We start from the raw sequence: 19131 nt of genomic DNA, 5'->3' as shown, positions 1-19131 counted from the left end.
ACATGAGCAAGTCATTCCACTCTGGTCGCGCTTTCATCGTCGGAATCGGCGACTACGACACACTGTCGGACCTTGGCCTAGCTCCCATTTACGACGCTGACGACATGGAGAACCTGCTGGTTAGCCCGAAGCACTGTGGTTACGCGGCGGCAAATGTCCGCGTGCTTCGCAATCAGGAGGCATCGCGCAGTGCACTCATCTCGGGCCTGCAGGAGCTGGCCGCACAGGCCCAGCCTTCTGACACGGTGGTCGTCTACTTTTCGGGACATGGCGCGCAGCGCACGTCCGGACCTGAAGTGGGCACATACCTGTGCCCGCCCGAGTTCGATAGCAGGCGACCGCGCGAGACCGGCATTGAGGCCGAGGAGCTCTCCGACCTGCTGCAGCAAATAAAGACCGAACGCCTGCTTGTCCTTATCGATGCCTGCCGCTCCGGTGGGGTTGCCCGCATTAAAGCTGAGGAAGGCGAAGACTTGCTTAAGTGGGAGTTCGGTGGCGCACGCCTTGACAAGCTCGCCGCAGGCAAGGGCCGCGTCATCATTTCGGCAAGCGAAGCGCACCAGGACTCCATGATTCTTGGGAGGTACCGGAACAGCGTGTTCACCCATTTCGTTCTCAAGGGGCTGCGGGGTGGTGTGGACGACCGGTCGGACGGCCTTATTCACGTTCTTGACCTTTTCGACTACGTGGTGCAGAAGGTCAAGAAGGAAGTAGGTGACCAGAATCCCGTGCTGACGACCAGAACGCAAGATAACTTCCCGGTTGCTCTGCGCAAAGGCGGCCTTCTTAAATCCGAAGAAGACGAAGGCGCCGACTTAACCACGCAGACGTCCGGCAAGACGGTGGCCGACCCCAAAGAGGTCGAGGACCTCATGGCTGCCCTATATCCGCAAGGGCCAACGGACCGCGAGATTTGGTCGCGCGCTGGCGGTGACCTCGCAAGCCTGCGTGCCGCGAGCACTGGGCGTGCAGCTTGGCATGCTGCACTTCGCACGCTTTCGCTCGGTGGCGGCGGCGCAATCACAATGGATGGCCTCCTGAAAGAAGCAGCAACTGAATACGGGAACAACCCCCGTTTGCGCCGGTTGCTTGTCGTCTAGCGATCTCGCGGCTTAGAGCGTGTTATGAACTTTGCTCCCTGAGCGCGGAGCCGAGGGTAGAGTTTGCAGATGCCCCGCAAGCCCTACCCGACGGACGTGAGCGATGAAGAATGGAGCTTCGCTGCGCCGTACCTGACCCTGATGGACCCGCATGCGCCTCAGCGTGGACACGACCTGCGCGAAGTCTTCAACGCCCTGCGCTGGCTGGTGCGCGCGGGAGCACCTTGGCGGATGCTGCCCAACGATCTGCCACCCTGGGAGGCGGTCTACCAGCAGAGCCGCCGGTGGCTGGATGCGGGTTGCTTCGAGGCGATGGTCTCGGATTTGCGCTCCATCATCCGCGTGGCACAGGGGCGCCAGGGCCAGCCCAGCGCCATGGTGATGGACGGGCGCACACTGCAATCGAGCTGCGAGAGCGGGCCGCGCGCGGGCTACGACGGCTACAAACGCAAGCGCGGCAGCAAAGTGCATATGGCCGTGGACACGCTGGGTCATCTGCTGGCGGTGCATGTCACGCCGGCAGACGAACAGGAGCGTGCGCAGGTGCAGCGCCTGTGCGAAGACGTACAGCAGGCTACGGGCCACACGGTACAACTGGCTTGGGCCGACCAGGGCTACACGGGTGAAGCGGCATCCAAGGCGGCGCAGGACAGCGGAATTGACCTGCAGATCGTGAAGCTGCCCGAGGCGAAGAAGGGCTTTGTGCTGCTGCCGCGCCGCTGGGTGGTGGAGAGAAGCTTCGGCTGGCTGGCAAGGTTTCGCAGGCTCTCCCGGGACTACGAGCGGCTACCCGAAGTGCTCGGCGGGATGCATTTCCTGGTGTTTGCGGTGCTCATGTTGCCCGCCGCCGCGCGGGTGCTGGCTGCGGCGGGAAGTTCATAACACGCTCTAGGCAAGGCGGGTAAGACGCTTTAGTCGTTCAATGTCCGGTATCGGTGACCACCGTCATTCGCGCGGTTTAACTTGACCGACCGGCCCCAGCCTGAAGCGGTTACTGAAGAGGCAGCCGTTTGTCAGATGCCAGCAGAGCCCTCCCGCACTCAATCCAAATACTGCTTCACCACTACAGGCGCCGCCTCCACCCCCGGCCATACCTGCACCCGGTACCAGTCCTCCCCCTCCAGCCCATCCTCCGACAGCAACCCCAACCCCGCAGCCGACAACCTCACCCGGTACACCCCCGGCACCAAGGCAAACCGCGCTGCGTCCGGCAAATAGTCCGTACAGCCCGCCACCACCAGCGTCCCGGATGCCAAGGCAAGCGATGCCTCCACCACATGGTCGAAGCGCTCGACATCCGCCGGCGGCTCGGCATCCCACAGCTCCAGCGTCACCGGCACCTGCATGTTCCGCACGGTGCCGCAACCCACAATGCCAGGCGCGACCGCCAGCATGCGACGCACGGCTGCGTCGTCCCAGGCGCTGGAGAGGTCGCCCTCGGCCGCCTCGTCCTGCAGGATGAATTGGTGATAGTCCGCCAGCAGGCGGAGATGGTGGATCTGCACGTTCTTCCTTCCCTCCCTGGTCAGAGCGCGTGCAGTTCGTCGCAACCCTCAGGCCGACGGCTCCCGCTGCTCCGCCGCATCCTCCGGCGCCTGCGTGTGCCGGATGAAGATCTGCGCCGCCCAGATGCCCAGTTCGTACAGCAGGCACATCGGCACGGCCAGCGCGAGTTGCGACACCACGTCCGGCGGGGTGACGACGGCGGCGATGATGAAGGCGACGACGATGAAGTAGCCGCGGAAGCTCTTGAGCTTGGCCACATCGACGATGCCCATGCGCGCCAGCACGACGACGACCACGGGCACCTCGAAGGCCAGGCCGAAGGCCAGGAACATGGTGAGCACGAAGCTCAGGTAGGCCTCGATGTCCGGCGCGGCGGTGATGCTCTTGGGCGCGAAGCTCTGGATGAAGCTGAACACCTGCCCGAATACGAAGAAGTAGCAGAACGCCACGCCCGCGAAGAACAGCACGGTGCTGGAGATGACCAGGGGCAGCACGAGCTTCTTCTCGTGCGAGTACAGGCCCGGCGCCACGAAGGCCCACACCTGGTAGAGCACCACGGGCAGGGCCACCAGGAAGGCCGACATCAGCAGGATCTTGAGCGGCACCATGAAGGGCGAGATCACCGAGGTGGCGATCAGCGTCGCGCCCGCGGGCAGGTGCGCCACCAGGGGCGCGGCCAGCAGGTCGTAGAGCCGGCCCGGGCCGGGGTAGAAGAAGAGCACGGCCCCGACGATGCCGACGGCGACGATGGCCTTGATGAGGCGGTCGCGCAGTTCCATGAGGTGCGCGACGAACGGCTGCTCGGTACCGGCCAGCTCGTCTTCGGGAGAGGGTTTTTCGGACATGGTGGAGGTGGGCGGCCCGCGCGGGGCCGCGCGGACGCGGCCGTCAGCAGGCCATCACTGGAACTTGCGGGGCCGGAAGCGCGCGACGCGCGCAGCGCCCGACTGGGCCTTGGTGCGCACGCCGGCGCGCGCCTTGTACCACTGCGGGGTGGCACTGCGCTTGAGGCGCCAGTTCTTGCCGGGGTGCTTGTAGGTCGGGACGATGCGGGACGATGGCCCTTCCAGGGCGGCGGGGTCCAGGCTGCCGTCGTGGCCGGCCGCGGCCGCATCGGAGGTGCCGGATTCCCAGTCCTTCTGGAATTCGCTCGCGTGGGTCTGGAAGCTGTGGTGGACATCGCGCGCGGCGGTCTCCACCGTGTCCTTCATCTTGCGCAGCTCGTCCAGTTCCATGGAGCGGTTGACCTCCGCCTTCACGTCGGCCACGTAGCGCTGCGCCTTGCCCAGCAGGGTGCCGACGGTGCGCGCGACGCGGGGCAGCTTCTCGGGGCCGATGACGATGAGCGCCACGGCGCCGATCAGCGCCATCTTGGAGAGGCCGATGTCGATCATGGAAGGCGGGAGGGCGGTTCAGCAGGGAAACAGGGGGGACGGAAGAAAGGACCGGAGCGGTCAGCCCTTGTGCCTGGCCTCGACGTCGATCGTGCCCGGGTCGGCGGCGTGCGCCTGCTGGTTCGTCACCTGCCCTGCGGGGGGCGTGGCGGCGGTGGTGGAGGCGGGCGTGCCGTCGGGCGCGGTGCCGTCCTTCATGCCGTCCTTGAAGCCCTTCACGGCACCGCCGAGGTCGGAGCCGATGTTCTTGAGCTTCTTCGTGCCGAACACCATCACCACGATGAGCAGCACGATCAGCCAGTGCCAGATGGAAAAGGAACCCATGGAAATCTCCTAACGAATACGGCCCATTCTAGACCCGGCGCAAGTCACGGAAGTTTCATATCCCTGACCGCCGCCGGGGGCGGTTTCAGCCCTTGAGCCAGGGGCGCGGACCGCCCATGACATGCAGGTGCAGGTGGTGCACTTCCTGGCCACCTTCCGTGCCGGTGTTTACCACGATGCGGAATCCGCCGTCCGGATAGGGATTGCAGCCCTGCTCCAGCGCCAGCTTCGGCGCCAGCACCATCATGCGGCCGAGCACGCCGGCATGGGCATCGGTCACGCCGGCCATGGAGTGCACGTGCTGCTTGGGCACCATGAGGAAGTGGACGGGTGCGCCGGGGTGGATGTCGTGGAAGGCGAAGACTTCGTCGTCCTCATAGACCTTCCGCGAGGGGATCTGGCCGGCGATGATCTTGCAGAAGAGGCAGTCGGGATCGTGCATGGCGTGGGAAAGGGAAACGGGTCTGGAAACGCGTCAGGCATTGTCGGCGATGTTCACCGTGGGCCGCACCCCGACGTCCCCGTGGTGGCGCTCGATCCAGGCCTGCCCGGCCGCGCGGCCGAGCGCGAAGAGCTGGCGCACGAACGTCAGGTCGGCGCGCAGCTTGCTGGAGGCGCCGAACTCGGCCAGCACGGAGCCGCCGTCGATGCGGTGCATGCGCACGCTCTTGTAGCGCTGCGCATCCAGCTTGCCCTCGGCGAGCAGGCGGCGGACGAACTCGATGGCGCGCATCTCGGCCAGCAGGCTGGCGTTGAAGGTGACCTCGTTCATGCGCTCCATGATGTCGGCCGCGCTGTCGGGCAGTTCGGTGTGCTCGATGGGGTTGATCTGCACCAGCAGGATGTCGGCGCAGCGGGTCTTGTAGATCAGCGGGTGCAGCGCGGGGTTGCCGGAGTAGCCGCCGTCCCAGTAGTGCTCGCCCTCGATCTGCACCGCCTTGAAGAGCAGCGGCAGGCAGGCCGAGGCCATGACGGCGTCGGCGCTCAGGCGCTGGCCCGAGAAGATCACGCCGCGGCCGGTGCGCACGTTGGTGGCGCAGACGAAGACGCGCGGCCCCGGCGCGTCGCGCAATACGTCGAAATCGACCTCGCGCTCCAGCAGCCGGCGCAGCGGGTTGATGCCCAGCGGATTGGTCTGGTAGGGCGACAGCCACTGCGACATCATGCCCATCAGGGGCGTGGAGGCGAGCGGCACGCCCCACATCAGGCTGCCCATGGCGCCCACGCCCTCCCACAGCCGCGTGAGGGACTCGCGCGCCATGGCGCAGCCGCGCTCGTGCAGCGCCTCGCCGCGCAGCCCGGGGTTCTGGTGGGCGGCCTGGGCGAAGCCGTGGGCCAGCGCCACCGCGTTCATCGCGCCGGCGCTGGTGCCGCTGATGCCCTCGAAGTGGAAGCGGCCGTCTTCCAGTAGCGCATCCAGCACGCCCCAGGTGAGCGCGCCGTGCGATCCCCCGCCCTGCAGGGCGAGGTTGAGGGGCACCGAGCCCGGTGCCGGCGCGGCCCGCTCAGACATCGATGGCCTGTCCCTTGTTCATGGCCACCATGCCGCGCACGATGCGGTAGAGGAACCAGATGGAGATCAGGCCCCAGGCGATCCAGCCGGGGAAGATCAATATCCACAGCGGCGCCGTGAGCACGTACAGCACCCCGGCCCAGATCACGGTGCGGATGCGCCAGGAGAAGTGCGAGGCCTGCCACGTGCCCTCGGCATCGCTTTTTTTCACCAGGTCGATGACGAGGGCGATGATCAGCAGCGCCGCGCCGGGCTGCGCGCCCGGGATGACGGCGCCCACCGCAACGATGAGGTGCAGGATGTAGCTCACCCAGCCGATGGTTTTCAGGCCGTCGGCGCGCGCGTCGAGGTCGATGTCGGTGATGTCGTTGCGGTTCATGTCGGCGGTCCTCAGGGTTGGGATTCGTCGGCGGCGCGCTGCAGCGACTTGCGCAGCGCCTTTTCCTCGATGCCGCTGGTGCCTTCGCGGCGCTCCAGCTCGGCCACCACGTCGGCGGGCGCCAGGCCGTAGTGCGCCAGGGCGATCATGGAGTGGAACCAGAGGTCGGCCACCTCGTAGACGAGCTTGGAGGCGTCCGCGCCGTGGTCCACGTCCTTGGCGGCCATGACCACCTCGGTGGCCTCTTCGCCGATCTTCTTGAGGAAGGCGTCCGGGCCCTTGTGCAGCAGGCGCGCGACGTAGCTCTTGTCGGCGTCGCCGCCGTTGGCGGGCTTGCGGCTTTCGATCACGGCGGCAAGCCGGGCGAGCGCATCGCCGGAATGCACGGCCGGCGCGGACCCGGGCGAAAGGGAATCGTGGTTCATCGCTGTCACTTGTAGATGGATTCGGGGTCTTTCAAGACCGGATCGACGGCCTGCCAGGCGCCGTCCTTCAGCACGCTGAAGAAGCAGCTGTGCCGGCCGGTGTGGCAGGCGATGCCGGGCTCGTGGCCCAGCTGGGTCACCTTGAGCAGCACCACGTCGTTGTCGCAATCGAGCCGGATCTCGTGCACGGTCTGCACGTGGCCGGATTCCTCGCCCTTGAACCACAGCCTGCCGCGCGAGCGGCTGAAATACACCGCGCGGCCCAGTTCGGCCGTTTTCGCCAGGGCCTCGCGGTTCATCCAGGCGAACATGAGCACGTCGCCCGTGGCCGCTTCCTGCGCGATCACGGGCACCAGGCCCTGCGCATCCCATTTCACTTCATCGAGCCAGTTCATCGCCCCATTCTCCGCTTTTTGTTGCACTGCAGCATGACAGCCAGGATGCCCTCCGGGGCATGCCTCTAGAGGCGCACGGGGATGCCCCGCGCGGCCATGCGTTCCTTGGCCTGCCCCACCGTGTATTCGCCGTAGTGGAAGATGCTGGCGGCCAGGACCGCGTCCGCCCCGCCCTGCTGCACGCCGTCGGCCAGGTCGTCGAGGCTGCCCACGCCGCCCGAGGCGATCACCGGCACGCTCACCGCGTCGCTCACGGCGCGGGTCAGGGCCAGGTCGAAGCCGGACTTGGTGCCGTCCCGGTCCATGCTGGTGAGCAGGATCTCGCCCGCGCCGCGGCGCGCCATCTCGGCCGCCCACTGCACGGCGTCCAGGCCGGTGTTCTTGCGCCCGCCGTGGCTGTACACGTCCCAGCCTTCGCCGCGGGGTGCGCCGTCGGGGCCGGGGCGCGCGGCCTCCTCGGGGGTGCGGCGCTTGGCGTCGATGGCCACCACGATGCACTGCGCGCCGTATTTCGCGGAGGCGGCGTCGATCACCTCCGGGTTGGCGATGGCGGCGGAATTGAAGCTGGTCTTGTCCGCGCCCGCGTTCAGCAGGCGCCGCACGTCCTCCACGGTGCGCACGCCGCCGCCCACGGTGAGGGGAATGAACACCTGGCTGGCCACGGCCTCGATGATGGGCAGGATCAGGTCGCGCCCGTCGCTGGTGGCGGTGATGTCCAGGAAGGTGAGCTCGTCCGCCCCCTGGGCGTTGTAGCGTGCGGCGATCTCCACCGGGTCGCCGGCATCGCGCAGCTCCAGGAAGTTCACGCCCTTCACGACGCGGCCTCCGGTGACGTCCAGACAGGGAATGATGCGTTTGGCCAGCATGGGCGGATCCTGCGAGAGAGAGAAAAAGGAAGGAAGAAGAGAAGAAAGAGGAGCGGAACCCTGGGGGCCGTCAGCGCAGCACTTCGAACCGTTGCCAGCCGGTCCATTCGGCGCCCGGCGCGACTTCGACGGGCCGGTGCACGCAGGCCGCCTCGACGCAGAGCATGTGGCGGAAGCCGTCTGCGGGCATGTCCGGCAGCGCCGCGCAGCGCCCGGCCCCGGGATTCCAGACCACATTCTCGGTCCAGCCGCCCTGGGTGGCGGCCAGCACGCCCTGCCCCGTGTCCACGCGCAGCGGCGCGCCCGGGGCATCGAACACGCTGTCGTATTCGCCGTCGAAGCGCACCGCGCCCTCCTGCACGCCGCGCCGGTCGGCCACGGCGTCCCAGCGGGCGCAGCCCTGCAGGCCGTCCACCTGCGCCCGGGCGATGTCCGCCACCCGCAGGTAGGTATGCAGCGCCCCGGTGAAGGACCAGGGCACATCGCCGGTGTTGCGCAGTGTCAGCGACACGCGCAGCGCATCCCCGGACAATTCGACGCTCAGCAGCGCCTGGAAGGCATGGGGCCAGATCGCGCGGGTGGCCTCGTCGTCCCCGAGCGCCATCACGGCACCCGTCACGTGACCGTTTGACGACTCGGATACCAATTTCCAAGGCAAATTTCGCATGAAGCCATGCTTGGGCAAAGCCCCGCGCTGGTTGAATTGGGGGCAGCAGACCGGCACCCCGCCGCGGATCGCCGTGTGTCCGTCATGGGCCGACCGGGGGCTCAGGAAAAGGCGCTCGACGCCGTCCGCGGTGGTCCAGGAAAGCACCTGCGCCCCTTGGAAAGCCACGGTGGCGGCGCCCGACCGGGGGTTGTGCAGGCGGACGGCGGGCAGGTCCGGAAATGGCGGGAGGGAGGCCGCGGGCACGGCCGGAGCGGTGGCTGTCATATTTCGGATTGTAGGAGTGACGGCCTTTGCGCAGCCGCAAGGCGGGCGCTTTGCGGCCCGGGTACGCGCCGCGTATTGAACGACAATGCGCCACCCCGCCAACGGCGCAAGGAGAGCGCCGGGGGATCCATTGCTCATTTCTGCCTTGCACCATGCCAGAGAACAAAAGAAAGCTTCCCCCAACGGTCAGCATCCTGATCGCGATGATCATCGGCATCATCGCGGGATACCTGATCAACCAGCACGTCGCGGACAAGGCGGCGGTCGCCGGTTACGTATCGATCCTCTCGGACATCTTCCTGCGGCTGATCAAGATGCTGATCGCGCCGCTGGTCTTCTCCACGCTGGTGGTGGGCATAGCCCACATGGGTGACGCCGCCGCCGTGGGCCGCGTGTTCCTCAAGGCCATGGCGTGGTTCCTGACGGCCTCGCTGGTCTCGCTGGCCCTGGGCCTGGTCCTGGCCAACGTGCTCCAGCCCGGCGCCAACCTCGGCCTGCCGCTGCCGGACACCCACCAGGCGACGCAGCTGGCCACGGGCAAGTTCACGCTCAAGGAATTCGTGAACCACCTCGTGCCCAAGTCGTTCGCGGAGGCGATGGCCAACAACGAGATCCTGCAGATCGTGGTGTTCTCGATGTTCTTCGGCGTCGCGCTCGCCAGCCTGGGCGACAAGGCCCGAACGCTGGTGCGCTGCGTGGAGGAGCTGTCCCACGCCATGCTCAAGATCACCGGTTACGTGATGCGCTTCGCACCCGTGGCCGTGTTCGCCGCCATGGCCGCCACGGTGGCGGTGAACGGCCTGGGCATCCTGGCCAAGTTCGCCCTGTTCATGGGCCAGTTCTACATGGGCCTCGTGCTCCTCTGGGTGCTGCTGATCACCGCGGGCTTCATCGCGCTGCGCGGCCGCGTGTTCAAGCTGCTGCGCAACATCCGCGAGGCCTTCCTGCTGTCGTTCGCCACGGCCAGCTCCGAAGCCGCCTACCCCAAGCTGCTGGACGCGCTCGACCGCTTCGGCGTGAAGCGCCGGGTGTCCAGCTTCGTGATGCCGCTGGGCTACTCGTTCAACCTCGACGGCTCGATGATCTACTGCACGTTCGCCACGCTGTTCATCGCGCAGGCCTACGGCATCCACCTGCCGATCGAGACGCAGATCACCATGCTGCTGATCCTGATGCTCACCTCCAAGGGCATGGCCGGCGTGCCCCGCGCCTCGCTGGTGGTGATCGCCGCCACGCTGAACCAGTTCCACATCCCCGAGGCCGGCCTGCTGCTGATCCTGGGCGTGGACACCTTCCTCGACATGGGCCGCTCGGCGACGAACGCCGTGGGCAACTCCATCGCCGCCGCGGTCGTGGCGAAATGGGAAGACGCCCTGCTGTCGGAAGAGGATGCGGCCGTGCACGCCGCCACGCTGGACACCCAGCCCGACAACGCTCCCGCAGGCGCCCCGGGCACCGCCACGGCGGCCTGACCGCCACGCCCGACGCCAGGGGCCCCGCGAGAGCGCCGGGCCCCTTGCTTTTTTCAGCCCGCCTGCAGGGTGCGGGCCACGCCGTCCTGCCAGCGCCAGGCATCGGCGCACATCCGGTCCAGGCCGAGGCGGGCCTTCCAGCCCAGCAGCCGCTCGGCCAGCCCCGGGTCGGCCCAGCAGGCGGCCACGTCCCCGGGCCGCCGCGCCACCACCTGGTAGGGCACGGGCCGGCCGCTCGCGGCCTCGAAGCCGCGCACCATTTCCAGCACCGACACGGGCCGCCCCGTGCCCAGGTTCACCGTGAGCAGCCCGGGGTGCGCGCGCAGGTGGCGCAGCGCCGCCACGTGCCCGTCGGCCAGGTCGCACACGTGGATGTAGTCGCGCACGCCCGTGCCGTCGGGCGTGGGGTAGTCGCCGCCATACACGCTCAGGCGCTCGCGCAGCCCCACGGCCACCTGGGCCACGTAGGGCAGCAGGTTGTTGGGAACGTCCTGCGGGTCTTCGCCGATGAGGCCGCTCTCGTGCGCGCCCACGGGGTTGAAGTAGCGCAGCCGGGCGATGCGCCAGCGGCCGGGCTCGGAGGCATCCACGTCGGCCAGTACCTGCTCCATCATGAGCTTGCTCTGGCCGTACGGGTTGGTGGCCGACAGGGGGAAATCCTCGCGGATGGGCAGGGAGGCCGGCTCGCCGTACACCGTCGCGGACGAGGAGAACACCAGGGTGCGGACATCCGCCTTGCGCATCGCGCGCAGCAGCGCCACCGTGCCGGCCACGTTGTTGTCGTAGTACGACAGCGGCTCCCGCACCGATTCGCCCACCGATTTGAGCGCGGCGAAATGGATCACTGCATCGATGGGATGCTCCGCGAAGATCCGCGCGAGCAGGCCCTCGTCCCGCACGTCGCCCTCGACCAGGTCGGGCACGCGGCCGGTGATGCGGCCCACACGCTCCAGCACCGAGCGGCGGCTGTTGCAGAAGTTGTCGAGGATGAGGAATGGCAGCCCGGCCCCGGCCAGTGCCACGCAGGTATGCGAGCCGATGAATCCGGCCCCGCCCGTTACAAGTATCACGCGATCTGCTCCCGTTGAATCCGCCCTATTCTGGCCTGCGTAAGACGTGCAGGCCAAGCCCGGAATGCGGTCCGCACGCAAGCCCAGGGCCCCTGCCGGAAGGGGGATCTGCTGAAAGCAGCAAAGAGTGCATGAGAATTGATACTTATTGAAACAATACAATAAATTGTTTTTTTCTATGGGTTTAACCACAGCGTCCGGCTTGGGCCACGATGTGTTCCATAGGAGGGAGTGGCCACAGACCCGTAGGGCAAGGCGCTCCGGCGGGCCCCGCGGATTGCGGGCAAACCCTTAGACGTTTCTTCACCCCATAAGACCAACGTGCCGTGTCCAGACGCCTGAGACTGTTGTTTTTCTGCTTGATCGCCCAGCTTTCCGCGGCGGCGGCCTGGGCCGCGTCGCCGGCAGTGGCACTGCATTACGGGCCTTCCGCCCCGCTGTCCGAACTGAAGGTGTTCGACATCGTGGTGGTGGAGCCGGACCACGGCTACGACCCGCAGGCCTTCGCGAAGACGGGCAGCGCCCTCTATGCCTACGTCTCCGTGGCCGAAGTGCAGTCCTCGCGCGCGTATTTCCGCGACATCCCCGATGCCTGGAAGATGGCCCGCAACGGTGCCTGGAACTCCGAGGTGGTCGACCAGACGCCCGCGGAGTGGCCCGAGTTCTTCGCCACCCGGGTGGTCGCCCCCCTGTGGGAGAAAGGCTATCGGGGCTTCTTCCTCGACACGCTGGATTCGTACCGGCTGGCAAAGCAGTTCGACGAGGCGGCGCAGCAGCAGGGCCTGGTGCGGGTGATCGAGACGCTGCACCAGCGCTTTCCCGGCATCCGGCTGATCCTGAACCGGGGCTTCGAGATCGTGCCCCGGGTCAAGGACAAGGTGCAGATGGTCGCCGCCGAGTCGCTCTTCCAGGGATGGAACGCCGGCACGCGCCGCTACGAGGAGGTGAAGGCCTCCGACCGGGAATGGCTGCTGGGGCAGCTGCGCACCATCCACGAGCGCGACGGCCTGCCGGTGCTGGCGATCGACTACGTGCCGCCCGCCGACCGGGAACTCACCCGCGCGACGGCCGAGCGCATCAAGGCCCTGGGCTTCATTCCCTGGGTGACCGACGGGCAGGTGGGCACCGTGGGCGTGGGCAGCGTCGAACTGGTGCCGCGCCGGGTGCTCGTGGTCTATTACGGCGGCGAATCGCTGTCGCTCAACTATTCGTCGCCCCACCGCTTCCTGCAGATGCCGCTCAACCACATGGGCTATGTGGTGGACTACGCGGACGTGCGCAACCCGCTGCCCGAAGGCGTCCTGCAGGACCGGTACGCGGGCGTCGTCACCTGGTTCTCGGGCTATCTGCCCGAAGGCCGCGTGCGCACCGTGAGCCAGTGGCTGTCCGCGCGGCTCGGCGAACGCATGCCGCTTGCCGTGATGGGCAACTTCGGCTTCGCGCTGGACCGGCAGTTCAACGAGGCGCTGGGCATCAAGGGCAACGCGAGCCCGCCGCGCGGCGAGCAGCAGGTGGCCACGCAGGACCCGATGATGGGCTTCGAGCTGTCCGTGCAGCCTTCCAGCGGCTCGCGCTTCGAGTGGGTGATGCGCAACGGCGCCCCGGCCCGGCAGCCCGCGCGCGCGCTGATCGAGCACCGCGACGCGCGCGGCAATCCGTACCTGGGCGGCGCCATCCTGCCGTGGGGCGGCTTCGTCGTCGATCCTTTCGTGGTGACGGAGGTGCCCGGCACCGACTACGCCCGCTGGATGGTCGATCCCTTCGCCTTCCTCACGCAGGCGCTGCGGCTGCAGCCCGTGCCGGTGCCGGACATCACCACCGAGAACGGCCGGCGCCTGCTGTTCTCGCACGTGGACGGCGACGGCTTCCCCTCGCGCGCGGAGCTGGCGGGCAGCCCCAACGCGGGCGGCGTGCTGCTCAAGGAAATCTTCGAGAAATACACCCAGGTGCCGCAGACCATGTCCGTGATCGAGGCCGAGGTCGCGCCCCACGGGCTGTACCCCGACACCAGCGCGGAGATGGAAGACATCGCCCGGCGCATGTTCCGCCTGCCGCACGTGGAGATCGCCAGCCACACGTATTCGCACCCGTTCCTCTGGGACCGCAGCGTGCGCCACGGCCTCTTCAGCGACAACTCGGAAGCGGCCATGAGCCTGGACGTGCCGGGCTACACGATGGACCTGCGCCGCGAGATCGTGGGCTCGACCGACTACATCAACAGCCGCCTCGCCCCGCCCGACAAGCGAGTGAAGATCCTGCTGTGGTCGGGCGACACCGCCCCCAGCGCGGAGGCGCTGGAGATCACCGAGCGCGCGGGCCTGCTGAACATGAATGGCGGCGATACCTCCATCACGCGCACCAATCCGTCGCTCACGGCCATCGGCGCCTTCGGCATCCAGAAAAACGGCTACCTGCAGGTGTACGCGCCCATCACCAACGAGAACATCTATACCAACCTCTGGAAGGGCCCCTACTACGGCTTCGAGCAGGTGATCCAGAGCTTCGAGATGACCGACAAGCCCCGGCGCATCAAACCGGTGGACATCTACTACCACGTGTATTCCGCCAGCAAGCGCGCAGGCCTGACCGCGCTGCGCAAGGTGTACGACTGGGCCATGGCGCAGCCGCTGCACCCGGTGTTCGCGTCGGAATACATCCGCAAGGTGCGCGACTTCCACACCATCGCCATCGCGCGCGACGGCGGCGGCTGGCGCGTACGCGGTGACGGAGAGCTGCGCACGCTGCGCCTGCCCGGCGCGCTCGGCACGCCGCAGTTGCCCGCGAGCCAGGGCGTGGCGGGCTACCGGGGCGGCAGCGAAGGCCTCTACGTGCACCTCACGGGCGGATCGGCCTGGCTGCGCACGGACCAGGCCTCCGGCATGTCGGGCAGCACCGCGGAGCCTGCCTCGGCGGCAGCCACGGGGGCACGGCCGGCCCCCTACCTGCTCGAAGCCAATGCCCGGATCGCGGACTGGAGCGTGGCGGCCGACGGCGCGCGCACCGACTTCCGGCTCCAGGGCCATGCCCCTCTCGTCTTCAGCCTCGCGAACGCGCGCGGCTGCCAGGTACGCGCCGACCAGCGCGCCATCGCCCCGGAACGCACGGCCCCCGTCACGGCCGGCGCCGACGTCCTCGCCTACCGACTGACCCATGCTGCTGCGCAAATCCAGCTCCAGTGCCCAGCCCGCTGAGCGGCCCGTCCTGGCGCCGCCCTGGATGATCACGCTGCTCGCCGGCATGGTGGGCGGCGGCCTGTGGCTGCTCTATCCGCGGCAGGATCTGGAGCGCCGGCTGGCCGAGACCGAGAACTCCGCGCTCTCGGTCGCCTACCTGCACAACCTGCTGCGCAGCGATCCGGACAACCCGCGCCTGCGGCTGCTGCTGGCGCAGCGGCAGATCGCCGTCGGCCAGATGGGCGACGCACGCGCCACGCTGCAGCCCGCGCTGGATTCGGCCGACCCGCAGATCCACCGCGACGCGCTCTGGGCGCTCTGGGAGCTGTCGTACGCCGAGTACCAGCGCACGCCCGAGCGGGAGGCCACCTACCGCAAGGCCATGCGCGAAGACCTGCTGCGGCAGCTGCGCACCCTGTCCGCCGAACCCTGGCCGCTGGAACGCCGCGTGCTGCTGACGCGCCGCGCCGCCGAACTGCAGGACCGCGTGCTCGGGGCCGCGATGACCCGCAGGATGGCCGAGGAGGCCACCGATCCGCGGGAAGCCGCCCTGCTCTACGAGCGCGCCGCGAAGGAAGCGCTCGGCCAGTCGGACTACGCGGGCTCCGCGGAGCTGTACCTGCTGGCGCGCCGCGCCACGCCCGACGCGGACCAGGCCAAGGCCTTCTACATGGCCGCGGTGCGCACCCTGCAGTCGGGCAACCGCCCCGTGGAAGCGCTGGAGATGGCCGAGCGCGAGATCGGCCCGCTGGCGAAGGATCCGCAGGTACTGCTGATGATCACGCAGCTCGCGCGCGCGGCCGGCAAGCCCGCCGTCGCGGACCGCTACGTGCGGCAGTTGCTGCGCATGTCCTGGCTGCGGCAACGGGAGGACGACGCCACCGCGCTGGCCGCGGCGGTGCCTGCCGTCGGCGCGATGCTGCGCCCCATGGCCTGGCACGGATCCCCGGAGCCCGCCCCGGCCCCCGTGCAGCGCTATGACGATGGCGCCCACCTGCTGCGCCCGCCCATGCTCACCCTGCCGTCCGCCGCCGGCGCCGACATGGCGAACGGCTGGGGGTTCCGCCGCACGGCAGGCCCCGCGCCTGCGCCCGCACCCGCTGCCCCCGCCGTGGCGGCCCCGCCCGTGCCGATCCCCGCGCACCTGCTGCCCTACGACGAGAAGATCTACGGCATCGCGTTCGAGGTCTTCCTGGAGAACCGCAAGCTCGACGATGCGTGGCTGATCGCCCATGCCGCGGTGCAGGCCCGGCCCGACGATATGGCCTGGCGCGAACGGCTCGCCCAGGTGTCGGAATGGTCGCAGCGGCCCGGCGTGGCGCTGCAGAACTGGCTGGTGGTGGCCCAGCGCACGCAAAAAGAGGCCGCCTGGCAGGCCGTGCTGCGCATCGCGCCGGGACAGTTCGACGATACGGCCCTGGTGCAGGCCATCCGCTTCCAGCTGCGCCAGCGGCCGGACGATTTCGCGCTGATCCGCCAGCTGGTGGCCACCTACGAACGCATCGGCGAGCCCCAGCCGGCCATCGACTACCTGCGCCAGCACGGCAAGATACCGGAGGCGGTGGAGCTGCTGGCCCAGCTGGCCGAGCGCGCGGGGCAGCCCACGCTGGCCCTGGAGACTTGGCGCCGCCTCCTGGCGGACCCGAAGCAGCTCACCCCCGAGCGCGCCATGCGCGCGGCCGTGCTCGCGCTCACCCACGACCGGCCCGACGAGGGTCTGGGCTGGCTGGAGGCCGCCCAGCAGCGGCAGGCGCCGTCGGAAGCGACCGCCATGGACTTCTGGCGCCTGACGGGCCAGCTGGCCGAGAGCCGGCAGCGGCAGGCCCTGGCCGTGCAGGCCTACCGGGCGCTGGTGGGCGCCAAGGACCACGACCGCTCCGACTACGACGCGCTGATCCGCCTGCTCATGGCCGACCAGCCGCTCGAGGCCGCCAAGGTGTCGGCGCTCGCCTGGGAGAAATTCGGCGACCCGCGCTATCTCGTGGATGCGCTGTCGGTCTATTCCAGCCGCAACCAGTGGGACGCGATGGGCCCGCTGATGCGCAAGCTCGAAGCCGGCTCGGCGGAAACGCGGCAGGCGGTCGCCGCCCTGCGGGAGATTCCCGAGTTCCTGCGCCTGGCGGGCGGCTACTACCAGGCCCAGGGCGACCTCGCCCGCGCGCGGCGCTATTACGAGGACGGCCTGCGCACCAGCCCCGATTCGTCCGAGATGCGCCAGGCGCTCATCTGGCTGTTCATCGACAGCAACGATGCCGTCGCGCTGCGCACCCTGCTGACCACGCAGGAGCGCGGCTGGGCGCGCGACGAGGACGTGCACGACGCGCTCGCCGCCGCCTACCAGGCGCTCTCGCTGCCGCAGGTGGCGCTGGAGCGCTACCTCACGCCGCGCGTGGCGCAGCACCAGGACGATTTCCTGTGGCTCATGAACTATGCGGACGCGCTGGACCAGAACCAGCAGACCGACCGCTCCTGGCGCCTGCGCCGCGAACTGCTCTCGCGCGAGTGGCGCGCCGCACGGCAGGCTGGCGGCGAGCCCGGCAAGCGGCTCACGCCGCAGCAGGCCCGCGCCCGCTGGCTCACCGAGGAAGGCCTGGACACCACGCGCCGCGTGGCCCGCGCGCGCCTCATGCTCACCCAGCGGCCCGGCGATCCGGCGCTGGACGTGCTGCGCGAACTGCTGCGCATGGACACGGACGACCGCAACCGCATGTCCAATGCGGCGGCGGAAACCGCCATCGGCTGGCTGCAGGATGCCGGCGAATACACCGCCGAGCGCGGCTACCTCTGGCAGCAGTACGCCCGCGCCCGGGGCACCCGCACCAACCGGCCGCTCTGGGCCGAGATCACGGTGGCGCTGGCCGAGGACGACAAGGCCGCCACGGGCCAGTTGCTGGAAGGCTTCGACGAGCGCCTGCCCCGCTACGACCGCGTCAACGCCGCCCGCGCGGTGGACGACGTGCGGCTCGCGCAGACCGCGGCCTTCGACGCGCAGGGCGAGCAGCGGGAGGACGAGCCCCTGCAGCTGCAGCTCACCGAAACCCTGCTGGCATTCAGCGACCACGCCGGCGGCTACGGCAAGATCCAGCAGCTGGGCGGCCTGGACGAGGACGAGGCCGGCAGCCGTTTCCACATCGCCTTCAATCCGCGCATGGCGCTGGACCTGGAGTTCGCCAGCATCCGGCGCCGCTCCACCGACCCGCTGGTGGTGGTCAATCCGCCGGATGAAAGCGTGTTCGACGCCCGCCTGCACTGGCGCCATCCGGACGGGGAGACCACGCTGCGCGCGGGCCGCCGCGTGAGCTTCCAGGTCTATACGCCCGTGCAGATCGAGCACGAGCAGCGCATCGACAACCGCCTGTCGCTGCGCATGGAACTGGGATTCCAGCTGCCCAGCCAGGAAAGCCTGGCGCTGCGCATCGCCGGCATGAAGCGCCGCGCGGGCGCCAGCCTGCGCTACCAGGCGTCGCGCCTGGACCGCTTCGTGCTCGAATACGCGGACGAGCGCTACCGGCTGCAGACCGGCGCCGACCTCGGCAGCGGGCGGCACACCACGCTGAGCTACATCCACACCTACCGGCAGGAGGCGCCACTGCTGGAGTTCGGCGCGTTCTGGTCGCGCCACGATTTCTCGCGCAACGACATCTTCTCGCTCGCCCCGCGCGACCGCGAATTCCAGCGCTACCTGCTGCCCGGGGTCGTGCCGGGGCCGGACTACTTCCTGCCCGACAGCTTCACCTACTACGGGCTCCAGGTATCGACCAACATGCGCTACGAGGAAGAGTATTCCCGCACGCTGCGGCCCTACGCCAGCGCGAGCCGCACCTGGCACAGCCGGCTCGGGCCGGGCTACGAGGTGCGCCTGGGCATGGCCGGCAGCGTGCTGGGCGGCGACCACCTGGGCCTGACCTGGGGCCTGAGCAAGTCCGGACTGCAGCTGCAGCAGGGGCTCAACCGCAACCTGGTCTTCAGCTACCGGCTGCATTTCTGACGCGTTTCTCCCAACAAGAAAGGACTCTCCCATGCCACATCCACGCACCCTGCTGCAACGCCTGCGCAATGGCGCTGCCGGCGGCCTGATCCTGGTGATGCTCGCGGCATGCTCCACCATCGACCGCGGCACGCCACCGCCGCTGGAGCGCAATGCCAGCTGGGTGGTCCTGCCGTTCGCGAACCACACGGAAACGCCGCTGGCCGGCAATCGCGCAGAATCCATCGCGCTGGCCCTGCTGCAGGCACGCGGCGTGGGCCGTGTGCAGCGCTACCCCGGCGGCACGCAGCAGGAAGCCCTGTTCGACGCGGGCGACGCCAAGCGCCAGGAAGAGGTGCTGGCCTGGGCCCGCGAGAAGCAGGCCAAGTACGCGCTGGCCGGCGCGGTGGACGAATGGCGCTACAAGGTCGGCGTGGACGGCGAACCCGCGGCCGGCGTCACCCTGCAGATCATCGACGTCGCAACCGGCGACACGCTGTGGAGCGGCACGGGCGGCAAGAGCGGATGGAGCCGCGAGTCCCTCTCGGGCGTGGCACAGAAGCTGATCCGCAGCCTGATGGATTCCGGCCTCTCCGGTGCCCGCTGACCCCGC

The 19131-nt window shown here is 68.8% G+C and carries 18 protein-coding genes; 6 read left to right on the top strand and 12 right to left on the bottom strand.

Annotated elements, in window-relative coordinates; genetic code table 11:
• Positions 1–2: 2 nt before the first annotated feature.
• Complete coding sequence (locus ACAV_RS05030) at positions 3–1100, top strand: caspase family protein (protein ID WP_013593490.1); 1098 nt, start codon at positions 3–5, stop codon at positions 1098–1100.
• A 69-nt stretch (positions 1101–1169) separates the two neighbouring features.
• Positions 1170–1982 (top strand): IS5 family transposase, encoded by an 813-nt coding sequence (locus ACAV_RS05025; protein WP_013592780.1) that lies wholly within the window; start codon positions 1170–1172, stop codon positions 1980–1982.
• 158 nt (positions 1983–2140) lie between these two features.
• Here ACAV_RS05025 and ACAV_RS05020 read toward each other — a convergent pair whose 3' ends face one another.
• From ACAV_RS05020 to ACAV_RS04970, 11 genes are all read right to left on the bottom strand, one after another.
• Positions 2141–2605: a hypothetical protein gene (locus tag ACAV_RS05020; protein ID WP_013593489.1), complete on the bottom strand. Its 465-nt coding sequence runs from the start codon at positions 2603–2605 to the stop codon at positions 2141–2143.
• Positions 2606–2653: 48 nt separating this feature from the next.
• A complete protein-coding gene (gene tatC / locus ACAV_RS05015) occupies positions 2654–3451 on the bottom strand; it encodes a twin-arginine translocase subunit TatC (protein WP_013593488.1) in 798 nt (265 codons plus the stop codon).
• 54 nt (positions 3452–3505) lie between these two features.
• Positions 3506–4000 carry a Sec-independent protein translocase protein TatB gene (gene tatB / locus ACAV_RS05010; protein WP_013593487.1) on the bottom strand — a complete coding sequence of 165 codons (495 nt, stop codon included), beginning with the start codon at positions 3998–4000 and terminating at the stop codon, positions 3506–3508.
• A gap of 60 nt (positions 4001–4060) precedes the next feature.
• Positions 4061–4324 (bottom strand): Sec-independent protein translocase subunit TatA, encoded by a 264-nt coding sequence (tatA, locus tag ACAV_RS05005; protein WP_013593486.1) that lies wholly within the window; start codon positions 4322–4324, stop codon positions 4061–4063.
• Positions 4325–4409: 85 nt separating this feature from the next.
• Entirely contained in the window at positions 4410–4766 is a 357-nt protein-coding gene (locus tag ACAV_RS05000) for a histidine triad nucleotide-binding protein (RefSeq protein ID WP_013593485.1), read from the bottom strand.
• A gap of 33 nt (positions 4767–4799) precedes the next feature.
• Positions 4800–5837: a patatin-like phospholipase family protein gene (locus ACAV_RS04995; protein ID WP_013593484.1), complete on the bottom strand. Its 1038-nt coding sequence runs from the start codon at positions 5835–5837 to the stop codon at positions 4800–4802.
• Positions 5830–6216 (bottom strand): DUF4870 family protein, encoded by a 387-nt coding sequence (locus ACAV_RS04990; protein WP_013593483.1) that lies wholly within the window; start codon positions 6214–6216, stop codon positions 5830–5832. Before ACAV_RS04990 ends, ACAV_RS04995 begins: the two co-directional genes overlap by 8 nt.
• A gap of 11 nt (positions 6217–6227) precedes the next feature.
• Positions 6228–6641, bottom strand: coding sequence for a phosphoribosyl-ATP diphosphatase (locus tag ACAV_RS04985; RefSeq protein WP_013593482.1), 414 nt, complete (start codon positions 6639–6641; stop codon positions 6228–6230).
• A gap of 5 nt (positions 6642–6646) precedes the next feature.
• On the bottom strand, positions 6647–7036 hold the full coding sequence (gene hisI, locus ACAV_RS04980; protein WP_013593481.1) for a phosphoribosyl-AMP cyclohydrolase: 390 nt from the start codon (positions 7034–7036) through the stop codon (positions 6647–6649).
• Positions 7037–7101: 65 nt separating this feature from the next.
• On the bottom strand, positions 7102–7902 hold the full coding sequence (hisF, locus tag ACAV_RS04975; RefSeq protein WP_013593480.1) for an imidazole glycerol phosphate synthase subunit HisF: 801 nt from the start codon (positions 7900–7902) through the stop codon (positions 7102–7104).
• A 70-nt stretch (positions 7903–7972) separates the two neighbouring features.
• The gene (locus tag ACAV_RS04970; RefSeq protein WP_013593479.1) at positions 7973–8836 is read right to left on the bottom strand and encodes a D-hexose-6-phosphate mutarotase; all 864 of its coding nucleotides are present in this window, start codon (positions 8834–8836) and stop codon (positions 7973–7975) included.
• A gap of 152 nt (positions 8837–8988) precedes the next feature.
• On the opposite strand from ACAV_RS04970, the gene ACAV_RS04965 reads away from it, so the two are divergent.
• Complete coding sequence (locus ACAV_RS04965; protein WP_013593478.1) at positions 8989–10308, top strand: dicarboxylate/amino acid:cation symporter; 1320 nt, start codon at positions 8989–8991, stop codon at positions 10306–10308.
• A gap of 53 nt (positions 10309–10361) precedes the next feature.
• Here the strand turns inward: ACAV_RS04965 and galE are convergent, their stop codons facing one another.
• Positions 10362–11378 (bottom strand): UDP-glucose 4-epimerase GalE, encoded by a 1017-nt coding sequence (gene galE, locus ACAV_RS04960; RefSeq protein WP_013593477.1) that lies wholly within the window; start codon positions 11376–11378, stop codon positions 10362–10364.
• Positions 11379–11704: 326 nt separating this feature from the next.
• Here galE and ACAV_RS04955 point away from each other — a divergent pair, with 326 nt between their 5' ends.
• Genes ACAV_RS04955 through ACAV_RS04945 form a run of 3 tightly spaced genes read left to right on the top strand, consistent with a single transcriptional unit; the run spans position 11705 to position 19125 of the window.
• Positions 11705–14569 carry a bifunctional glycoside hydrolase/polysaccharide deacetylase family protein gene (locus ACAV_RS04955; RefSeq protein WP_013593476.1) on the top strand — a complete coding sequence of 955 codons (2865 nt, stop codon included), beginning with the start codon at positions 11705–11707 and terminating at the stop codon, positions 14567–14569.
• Positions 14529–18539: a tetratricopeptide repeat protein gene (locus ACAV_RS04950; RefSeq protein WP_013593475.1), complete on the top strand. Its 4011-nt coding sequence runs from the start codon at positions 14529–14531 to the stop codon at positions 18537–18539. The genes ACAV_RS04955 and ACAV_RS04950 overlap by 41 nt, the downstream gene beginning before the upstream one ends.
• A gap of 31 nt (positions 18540–18570) precedes the next feature.
• On the top strand, positions 18571–19125 hold the full coding sequence (locus ACAV_RS04945) for a hypothetical protein (protein WP_013593474.1): 555 nt from the start codon (positions 18571–18573) through the stop codon (positions 19123–19125).
• The last annotated feature ends 6 nt before the right edge of the window (positions 19126–19131 follow it).

This window comes from Paracidovorax avenae ATCC 19860, assembly GCF_000176855.2.
GTDB lineage: Bacteria > Pseudomonadota > Gammaproteobacteria > Burkholderiales > Burkholderiaceae_C > Paracidovorax > Paracidovorax avenae.
This window is presented reverse-complemented; position numbering and strand designations above follow the sequence as displayed.